This is a genomic window from Saccharomonospora iraqiensis subsp. paurometabolica YIM 90007 (assembly GCF_000231035.2).
GTDB lineage: Bacteria > Actinomycetota > Actinomycetes > Mycobacteriales > Pseudonocardiaceae > Saccharomonospora > Saccharomonospora paurometabolica.
Window position 1 is genome coordinate 23,323 of sequence record NZ_KI912210.1, and the last position, 8,937, is coordinate 32,259.

12 protein-coding genes are annotated in these 8,937 nt (G+C 73.9%); 10 read left to right on the forward strand and 2 right to left on the reverse strand.

The window, feature by feature from the left end:
* On the reverse strand, window positions 1-351 hold a 351-nt coding region (locus SACPADRAFT_RS32190; protein ID WP_007025334.1), incomplete at its 3' end, for a hypothetical protein.
* A gap of 36 nt (window positions 352-387) precedes the next feature.
* Between SACPADRAFT_RS32190 and dapE the strand changes: the two genes are divergently transcribed.
* The 7 genes from dapE to SACPADRAFT_RS0204190 all read left to right on the forward strand — a co-directional run bounded on the left by dapE (window position 388) and on the right by SACPADRAFT_RS0204190 (window position 5,375).
* Window positions 388-1,464, forward strand: coding sequence for a succinyl-diaminopimelate desuccinylase (dapE, locus tag SACPADRAFT_RS0204160; RefSeq protein ID WP_007025335.1), 1,077 nt, complete (start codon window positions 388-390; stop codon window positions 1,462-1,464).
* Between the two features lie 16 nt (window positions 1,465-1,480).
* Complete coding sequence (locus SACPADRAFT_RS0204165; protein ID WP_040923924.1) at window positions 1,481-2,296, forward strand: LOG family protein; 816 nt, start codon at window positions 1,481-1,483, stop codon at window positions 2,294-2,296.
* Complete coding sequence (locus SACPADRAFT_RS0204170; protein ID WP_007025337.1) at window positions 2,296-2,865, forward strand: LOG family protein; 570 nt, start codon at window positions 2,296-2,298, stop codon at window positions 2,863-2,865. The genes SACPADRAFT_RS0204165 and SACPADRAFT_RS0204170 overlap by 1 nt, the downstream gene beginning before the upstream one ends.
* Window positions 2,866-3,005: 140 nt before the next feature.
* Window positions 3,006-3,956 (forward strand): glucosyl-3-phosphoglycerate synthase, encoded by a 951-nt coding sequence (locus SACPADRAFT_RS0204175; protein ID WP_007025338.1) that lies wholly within the window; start codon window positions 3,006-3,008, stop codon window positions 3,954-3,956.
* Window positions 3,957-3,983: 27 nt separating this feature from the next.
* Entirely contained in the window at window positions 3,984-4,319 is a 336-nt protein-coding gene (locus SACPADRAFT_RS25515; RefSeq protein ID WP_007025339.1) for a DivIVA domain-containing protein, read from the forward strand.
* On the forward strand, window positions 4,312-4,764 hold the full coding sequence (locus SACPADRAFT_RS0204185) for an SRPBCC family protein (RefSeq protein WP_007025340.1): 453 nt from the start codon (window positions 4,312-4,314) through the stop codon (window positions 4,762-4,764). The genes SACPADRAFT_RS25515 and SACPADRAFT_RS0204185 overlap by 8 nt, the downstream gene beginning before the upstream one ends.
* The gene (locus SACPADRAFT_RS0204190; RefSeq protein WP_007025341.1) at window positions 4,761-5,375 is read left to right on the forward strand and encodes a DNA-3-methyladenine glycosylase I; all 615 of its coding nucleotides are present in this window, start codon (window positions 4,761-4,763) and stop codon (window positions 5,373-5,375) included. The genes SACPADRAFT_RS0204185 and SACPADRAFT_RS0204190 overlap by 4 nt, the downstream gene beginning before the upstream one ends.
* 104 nt (window positions 5,376-5,479) lie before the next feature.
* Here the strand turns inward: SACPADRAFT_RS0204190 and SACPADRAFT_RS0204195 are convergent, their stop codons facing one another.
* The gene (locus SACPADRAFT_RS0204195; RefSeq protein WP_007025342.1) at window positions 5,480-6,274 is read right to left on the reverse strand and encodes an enoyl-CoA hydratase/isomerase family protein; all 795 of its coding nucleotides are present in this window, start codon (window positions 6,272-6,274) and stop codon (window positions 5,480-5,482) included.
* Window positions 6,275-6,461: 187 nt separating this feature from the next.
* Here SACPADRAFT_RS0204195 and SACPADRAFT_RS30275 point away from each other — a divergent pair, with 187 nt between their 5' ends.
* The 3 genes from SACPADRAFT_RS30275 to SACPADRAFT_RS25520 form a co-directional block, all read left to right on the forward strand.
* The gene (locus SACPADRAFT_RS30275) at window positions 6,462-6,629 is read left to right on the forward strand and encodes a DUF3117 domain-containing protein (protein WP_007025343.1); all 168 of its coding nucleotides are present in this window, start codon (window positions 6,462-6,464) and stop codon (window positions 6,627-6,629) included.
* A gap of 110 nt (window positions 6,630-6,739) precedes the next feature.
* Entirely contained in the window at window positions 6,740-8,275 is a 1,536-nt protein-coding gene (locus SACPADRAFT_RS0204205; protein WP_007025344.1) for a leucyl aminopeptidase family protein, read from the forward strand.
* An 87-nt stretch (window positions 8,276-8,362) separates the two neighbouring features.
* Window positions 8,363-8,937: MFS transporter (locus tag SACPADRAFT_RS25520; protein WP_007025345.1), on the forward strand; the 575-nt coding region annotated here is incomplete at its 3' end.

Genomic DNA, 8,937 nt, shown 5'->3' on the forward strand with positions numbered 1-8,937 from the left:
CCCGCCGCCCCCGCCGGCGGCGCAGCCGTTCACACGGTAGGCGCGCACCCCGGCGTCGAGGTCGTCCGCGGCCTCGGCCAGGCCGGGGCCCGCGTCGAAGCCCCGTGTGGTGCCCGGGACCGTCGAGAGCTGGGTGACGTACTTCTCACAGTTCGGCGGGTAGACCTCGCCGGGGGCGCGGAAGCAGTCGTCACCCGTGATGGCCTCCAGCTTCACGTCCAACGCGCCGGGGCCGGGGTCCTGTCCCTGGCCCTCCGGCATCGGGCCCGCCTCCCGGGAGCACCCCGCCAGCGCGACCAGCAACGCGGTGGCGACCAGCGGTCCGCGCCCGACGACCGAGTTCCTACGCACCCCTCCACCGTAGCCAGCGCGCGGTACGGTGCGGACATGCCCTCGCTCGACCCGCGCTCCGACCCGGTGGAGCTCACCGCCGCCCTCGTCGACATCGGGAGCGTCTCCGGCGCCGAGGCCGACCTCGCCGACGCCGTCGAGCACGCGCTGCGGACCCGGGCGCCGCACCTGGAGGTGGTGCGCGACGGCGACGCGGTCCTGGCGCGCACCGCGCTGGGCAGGCCGTCGCGGGTGGTGCTCGCGGGCCACCTGGACACCGTTCCGGTGAACGACAACCTGCCGTCGCACCGCACCGGATCGGGCGAGGACGAGGTGCTGCACGGGCTCGGCAGCGTGGACATGAAGGGCGGCGACGCGGTGTTCCTGCACCTCGCGGCCACCCTCACCGAGCCGCGGCACGATGTCACGTTCGTGTTCTACGACTGCGAGGAGGTCGAGGCCGACCGCAACGGGCTCGGCCGGATCGAACGGCAGCGCCCGGACTGGCTGCGCGGCGACCTCGCCGTCGTGGGGGAACCGTCGAACGCGGTGATCGAGGCCGGTTGCCAGGGCACCATGCGGGTCGAGCTGCGCACCGGGGGCGTCCGTGCGCACACCGCCCGGGCGTGGATGGGGGACAACGCCGTGCACGCACTGGCCGAGCCGCTGCGCAGGCTGACGGAGTACCGGCCGCGGACGGTGGAGATCGACGGCCTCACCTACCGGGAGGGCCTGCAGGCCGTGCGGGTCGGCGGCGGGGTGGCCGGCAACGTCGTGCCGGACGAGGCCGTGCTGGCGGTGAACCACCGGTTCGCCCCGGACGTGTCCGCCGAGCGGGCGGAGGCCCACCTGCGGGAGGTGTTCGACGGCTACGAACTCACCGTCGTGGACCGCTCCGCCGGCGCCCTCCCCGGGTTGTCGTCCCCGGCGGCGGCCGAGCTGGTCTCGGCCGCGGGCGGGCGTGTGGCCCCCAAACTCGGCTGGACGGACGTGGCGCGGTTCGCCGCGCTCGGCATGCCCGCCGTCAACTTCGGTCCCGGCGACCCGACCCTGGCGCACACCCGCGGGGAGCGGGTGGCCACCGCGGAGATCCGCCATGTGGCCGAGGTACTCGGATCGTGGCTGGGCGCGTGAGCCTACGCTGGGCGCTGTGACCGAACCGACCCGTGACGCCGGAAACGGCGACCGCCAGTCCGAGACCGGGGCCGACGACCGGCACCCGCACGAGAAGCGCCTGGGCCCCGTGCTGCTGCGCCGGGACCGGGAGGAGGCGGCCGAGGCGTCCACCACCGACCAACGGCTGCTGGACTCGCGCGGCCCGAGCGACTGGGTGCACACCGACCCGTGGCGGGTGCTGCGGATCCAGGCCGAGTTCGTGGAGGGCTTCGGCGCGCTCGCCGAGGTGCCGCGCGCGGTGACCGTGTTCGGCTCGGCCCGCACGGCGCGCGACGATCCCGAGTACCAGACCGGCCGGGAGATCGGCGCCGCGCTGGCCAACGCCGGGTTCGCCGCGATCACCGGCGGTGGTCCGGGGGCGATGGAGGCGGTCAACCGGGGTGCGTCCGAGGCGGGCGGCCTGTCCATCGGGCTGGGCATCGAACTGCCGCACGAACAGGGCATCAACGCCTGGGTCGACCTCGGGGTGAACTTCCGCTACTTCTTCGCCCGCAAGACGATGTTCATCAAGTACTCCCAGGCGTTCATCTGCCTGCCGGGCGGGTTCGGCACCCTGGACGAGCTGTTCGAGGCCCTGACGCTGGTGCAGACCAAGAAGGTCACGAAGTTCCCGGTGGTGCTGTTCGGCTCCACGTACTGGAAGGGCCTGTACGAGTGGGTGCGGGACACGGTGCTGGCCGAGGGCAAGGTCAGCGAGCGGGAGGCCGCGCTGCTGCACGTCACCGACGACATCGACGACGCGGTGGGCGTGGTAATGGAGGCGTACAAGGCGTGGGAGGAGACGCACTAGTGCAGCGACTCTGCGTGTTCTGCGGGTCGTCGTCCGGCAAGGACCCCGGCTACGCCGCGGACGCGGCGGCGCTGGGCACGATGCTGGCCGAGCGTGGGATCGGTGTCGTCTACGGCGGCGGCCGGGTCGGGCTCATGGGGACGGTGGCCGACGCGGCGCTGGCCGCGGGCGGCGAGGTCACCGGGGTGATCCCGGAACACCTGATGCGGGCGGAGATCGCCCACCACGGGCTCACCGAGCTGCACGTCGTGGCCGACATGCACGAACGCAAGGCCACGATGGCGCGGTTGTCCGACGGGTTCCTGGCGCTGCCCGGCGGGGCGGGCACGCTGGAGGAGCTGTTCGAGGTGTGGACGTGGGCCCAGCTGGGGCTGCACGCCAAGCCGGTGGGGATGCTCGACGTGCGCGGGTACTACAACAGGCTCGCCGAGTTCCTGGACCACACGGTGACCGAGGGTTTCCTCAACCACGCCACCCGCGACCTGGTCACCATCGACCCGGACCCGCGCACCCTCCTGGAAGCCCTCACCCACCACACCCCCACCCCCATCGACAAGTGGGCCGTCTGACCCGGCACCGGTCACGTTGCGTTGTGCCGTGAAGGACTCCTTCCCTGCACCTGACGCAGTGAAGGGGCCCTTCGCTGCACCACAGGCAGGGAAGGGGTCCTTCACGGCAACACCCGGGCGGGCGTGACACGATCGGGGGTATGGACGGGGAGTGGTTCCGGCGGCGGACCTGGCAGTGGCCGTCGTGGGGGGTGGACGAGCTGGTGCGGGCGAAGGGGCCACGCTCCGTGTCCGTGGTGTTGCCGGCGCTCGATGAGCGGGACACCGTCGCCGACGTCGTGGCCTCCGTCCGGCCGCTGGTCGGCACGCTGGTCGACGAGCTCGTCGTGGTCGACTCCGGTTCGTCCGACGACACCGCCGCGGTCGCCGCCGACGCCGGGGCCACCGTGGTGCACCGCGAGGACGTGCTCCCGGAGTTCGACCCGGTCCCGGGCAAGGGCGAGGTGCTCTGGCGCTCCCTGGCCGCGACCGCCGGTGACCTGGTCGTGTTCCTGGACTCCGACCTCGTCGACCCGGACCCGGCGTTCGTGCCCGCCCTGCTCGGGCCGCTGCTCACCGAATCCGGGGTCGAGCTGGTCAAGGGCTTCTACCGCCGGCCGCTGCGCGTGGAGTCGGACGAACTCGGCGCGGGGGGCGGCCGGGTGACCGAACTGCTGGCCCGGCCGCTGTTGTCCGCGCTGCGTCCGTCCCTGTCCGGCCTGGTGCAGCCGCTGGGCGGGGAGTACGCGGCACGCCGGGAGCTGCTGGAGTCGGTCCCGTTCGCCGCCGGGTACGGCGTGGAGCTCGGGCTGTTGCTCGACGCCGAGGCCCGGTACGGTCTCGACGCGCTCGCCCAGGTGAATCTGGGCGTGCGCAAGCACCGCAACCGGTCGCTGCTCCAGCTCGGTGTGATGGCCCGGCAGATCCTCGGGACCGCGCTGGACCGGTGCGGCCCGCCCCCCTCCGGAGGCGGCGGCGACCTCTCCCCGTCGGACGCCGCCGCCGAGCTGACGCAGTTCGTGCAGGTCGCGGGGGAGTGGGTGCCGGACGTGGCCACCGTCCGGCTGGCCGACCGGCCCCCGATGCGGGAGGTGTCGGCGCGGCGCACGTGAGGGGCGCGGGTATGTCACGATCGGATCGTGACCACCGCCCTGATCTATCTCCTCGTGATGCTGCTGGTGGCGGCCGTGGTGTTCCTGCTCGCCTCCCTGGTCTTCGGGCGGGGCGAGGAACTCGCCCCGCTGGCACCGGGGAGCTCGCCCACACGGCTGCCCGCCGAGGACGTCACCGGCGAGGACGTGGCCGCCACGCGGTTCCAGATCGTCGTGCGGGGCTACAAGATGTCCGAGGTCGACTGGGTGCTGTCCCGGCTGGGCACCGAGATCGACGAACTCCGCCAGCGGGTCACCGAGCTGGAGGGCCGGCTCGAACAGGGCGAGGTGCCCACGGCGACCGCGGGACGGCGCGATGAGTGACGTCGCCGTCTCGGTGGAGGTCGCCGCCCCCGCGGGCACCACCTGGCTGGCGCTGACCGACTGGGAGCGACAGGGCGAGTGGATCGTGGGCACCGACGTCCGGGTGGTGTCCGGCAACGGCCGCAGCACCGGATCCCGTATCGAGGCGTTCACCGGTGTGGGCGCGGTGGGGGTCACCGACACGATGGAGATCACCACCTGGGAACCACCGGTGCGCTGCACGGTGCGCCACCTGGGCCGGGTCGTCCGCGGCACGGGCGCGTTCCACGTGCAGGCACGCGGCCCGCAGCGGTCGACGTTCGTGTGGTCCGAGGAGCTCGACCTGCCGTTCGGGCCGGTCGGCAAGGCCGGCTGGCTGCTGGCGAAACCCGCGTTCGTGCTGGGGCTGCGCCGGTCGCTGGACAATTTCGCCCGCTTCGCCGAGTCGTACGAGGTGGGCCGGTGAGCGCCGGACCGGCGCCCGGCCCGCCCGCGGAGCTCGTCGGCGCCGACGGCGTCGTCCGCTGCGCGTGGGGCAACACCGCCCCGGACTACGCCGCGTACCACGACCACGAGTGGGGGGTGGAGCTGCACGGCGAGGCGGCGCTGTTCGAGCGGCTGACCCTGGAGGGATTCCAGTCGGGGCTGTCCTGGCTGACCATCCTGCGCAAACGGGAGGGCTTCCGGCGCGCGTTCACCGGCTTCGAGCCGTCCCGGGTGGCGGCCTTCACCGAGGACGACGTCGCCCGGCTGCTGGCCGACCCGGAGATCGTGCGCAACCGTGCGAAGATCCGTGCCACGGTGACCAACGCCCGCGCGGTGACCGCGCTGGACGTCCCGCTGGACGAGCTGCTGTGGTCGTTCGCCCCCGACCCGGCCACCCGGCGCCGCCCGCGCACGATGTCCGACGTCCCGGCGACCACACCGGAGTCGACGGCGATGGCGAAGGCGCTGAAGCGGCGCGGCTTCGTCTTCGTCGGCCCCACCACCTGCCACGCTTTGATGCAGGCCACCGGCATGGTCGACGACCACGTCGAGGCCTGCTTCCGCGCGGGGTCACCTCCCGTTGTGCCGTGAGGGGCACTTTCCCTGCGTGTGACGCAGCGAATGTGCCCCTCACGGCCCCTGATGCAGGGAAAGTGCCCTTCACGGCAACACCCGGGTGGCCGGGTGGGTGGCGGTCACTTTCCGCGGAAGTGCGGGGTGCGTTTGTCGACGAAGGCTTCGACGGCTTCGGTGTGGTCGGCGGTGGCGCCGAGTTCCGCCTGGGCGGTCTGCTCCGCCGCCAGTGCCTCCCGCAGGGTGCTCTCGGCCGCGCCGCGCACCGTGCTCTTGATCCGCGCGTACGCCACCGTCGGCCCCGCGGCGAGTTTCGCCGCGACCGCGTGCGCCCGGGTGGCCAGTTCGTCGTCCGCCACCACCTCGCTGACCAGGCCGATCCGCAGCGCCTCCGCGCTGTCCACCGTGCGGGCCAGCATCATCAGCTCCATCGCCCGCCCCTGACCGACCAGCCGCTGCAACGTCCACGACGCGGCCGAGTCCGGGCCGAGCCCCACGTTCGCGAAGGCCATCAGGAAGGTCGCCGAACTCGCCGCCAGACGCAGGTCGGCCGCGTACGCGAACGCGGCCCCCGCCCCGGCGGCGGGGCCGTTGACGGCCGCGACGACCGGTTTCGGCATCTCCGTGATCGTTGTCACGATCGGGTTGTAGTGGTCGCCGACCGTCCGCAGCGGCGCCTCGTCGCCGGACCGCAGCATCCCCACGTGTTCCTTCAGGTCCTGCCCGGCGCAGAAGGCCTTGCCCGCGCCGGTGAGCAGCACCGCGCGCACCGCCGGGTCGTCGGCGGCCTCCCGCAGCGCCGCCAGGAGCTGCTCCTTCAACTCCACGGTCAGCGAGTTGTACGCCGAGGGCCGATCGAGCGTCAGGGTGCGCACCCCGTCCGCGTCGGCCCGCTTCAACACGTCCTCTGTGGTCACCGAATCCTCCGTTGTCGTTGCCGACCGCGAGTGTGACAGGAGCGTGAAGCGCATACCAGCGGCGATGGACCGCCGTTAAGATCGGTCCGCGTTCGCGGCCCACTCCGCATGGGGGACAATGGAACAGACCCGGTTGCTTCGGCGAGCGCGACCCGGGCGCGCTGGTTCACAACGGAGGGAGCACGCTATGGCGGCCATGAAGCCCCGGACCGGTGACGGTCCCCTCGAGGTGACCAAGGAGGGGCGGGGCCTCGTGATGCGCGTGCCGCTCGAGGGCGGTGGGCGCCTTGTCGTCGAGCTGACGGCCGAGGAGGCCAACGACCTGCACACGGCGCTGCAGGAGGCCGTCGGCTGACAGCGGTGGCAGCCGGTCGGCGGTGTCCCCCCGGCCGACGACCGTATCCGTCCGTTGCCCCGAGCCGGGATCCGCGCGGCCCGGCTCGGTTCGTTGTGCCTGGAGGTCCTGTGGCGCGCTCGCCGTTCCCGTCCGTACCCACCCGATCGGTCGACGTCCCCACCCGATCGGTCGACGTCGTCGTCACCGACACCGCCCGCCGGGGCACCCCCCTTGCCGAGGTGGTCGCCGAGGGGGAGCGAACCCCGCACGACGCCGTGCTGGACGACCTCTCGGCCACCCGTGCGCCCGGCGAGGTGCAGGTGCTCCCCGGGTCCGAGGGCCCCGGGTGGCTCGTCGGCGTGGGCGCGGGCGGCCCACGTTCGTACCGTACGGCGGGGGCGGCGTTCGTGCGAGCGGTGCAGGCGGCCGCCGGAGCGGAGGCCGACGCGGGTGGCCGACCCGCCGTGACCGTCCAGGTCCGGCTCCCCGCGGGGGCGACCGTCGACGAGTACGCCGCGTTCACGACCGGTGTCGTCCTCGGTGGCTACCGGTTCCGCGTCACCGGCACCGAGGATCCGCCCCGTCCGCGCCGGATCCGGCTGCTGACCGACCGTGCCCGCACGGACGGCCGTGCCGACGCGGGCCGTGCCGACGCAGGCCGTGCCGACGCGGACCGTGCCGATGCCGTGGCGCGGGCGGTCACGACGGCCCGCGCGACCGCGCTGGCCCGCGATCTGGCCAACGCTCCCTCCAACGTGAAGACGCCGGACTGGCTGGCCACGACGGCGGAACGGGTCACGGCGGGGACCGCGGGCCTGTCGGTGACCGTGCGCGACGAGCGTTGGCTGGCCGACAACGACTTCGGTGGCGTGCTCGCGGTCGGCGGCGGGTCGGCCAGCCCGCCGCGCCTCATCGAGGCCACCTACCGCCCCCGCGACGCCCGTACGCATCTGCTGCTGGTCGGGAAGGGCATCACCTTCGACAGCGGCGGGATCTCGGTCAAGCCGGCCGCGGGCATGCACCTGATGCGCACCGACATGTCCGGTGGTGCGGCCGTGCTCGCCGCCGTCCGCGCGATCGCCGCGCTCCGGCTGGACGTGCGGGTCACCGCCCTCGTGCCCGCCGCCGAGAACATGATCTCCGGCTCCGCCTTCCGCCCCGGCGACGTCGTCCGGCACCACGGAGGGCGGACGAGCGAGATCGAGAACACCGACGCCGAGGGCAGGCTGGTGCTCGCCGACGCGCTGGCCTACGGCGCGGCCCGGTACCGGCCGGACGCCGTCGTGGACGTGGCCACGCTGACCGGGGCGATGAAGGTGGCCCTGGGCCTGCGTACCGGGGGGCTGTTCGCCTCGGACGACGGCCTCGCCACCCGGGTCGCGGAGGCGGGCGCGCGGACCGGGGAGGCGTGGTGGCGGATGCCGCTGTCCGACGAGCACACCCCCGACGTGACCGGGGACCTGGCCGACGTGCGGCAGGCACCCCCCGGCCCCGGTGGCATCACCGCCGCGCTGTTCCTGCGCGAGTTCACCGCGGGCCTGCCGTGGGCGCACCTGGACATCGCCGGGCCCGCGCGGGCGGAGACCACCTACGCCGAGGTCGTGCCGGGCGGTACCGGTTTCGCCGCCCGGACCCTCGTCGAACTGGCGGCCTCCTACACCTGAGCACCCGCACCGGGATGCGGCGGCGTCCGTGTCGTCCGCGTCACCACGCGGTGGCCGGAATCAGTTAGCCATGCTTACGGTCGGGGCGTGACCCCTCTCGCGCGGGAGCGTGCCGCCGACGTCCGCCGGATCACCGTCGCCGTCGCCGCGGCGGGGATCTGCTCGTTCGCGCTGCTCTACGCGCCGCAGCCGCTGCTGCCCCAGCTCGCCGCCGAGTTCGGTCTCGACCCCGGCGGGGCCTCGCTGGCCGTGTCGGTCGGCACCGGGGCGCTGGCCGTGGCGGTGCTCCCGGTGGCCGTGGTCTCCGAGATGGTGGGCCGCCGTCCGGTGATCCTCGCGTCGGTGTCGGCCTCGGCCGCGCTCGGGCTGGTTCTGGCGTTCGCGCCGAACTACGAGGTGCTGCTCGCGCTGCGGGCCCTGCAGGGGGTCGCCATCGCGGGCTTCCCCGGTGTCGCCGCCGCCTACCTGGCCGAACAGCTCGGCAGTGCGGGGGTCGCCGGGGCCGTCGGCGCCATGATCGCGGGGAACACCGTGGGCGGGATGCTCGGCAGGCTGGTCAGCGGTGCCGTCACGGACCCGTGGGGATGGCACGGCGCCCTGGCGACCGTGGCCGTGGTGGCCGCGGCGTGCGCCCTGGTGACCGTGGCGAGCCTGCCCCGCCG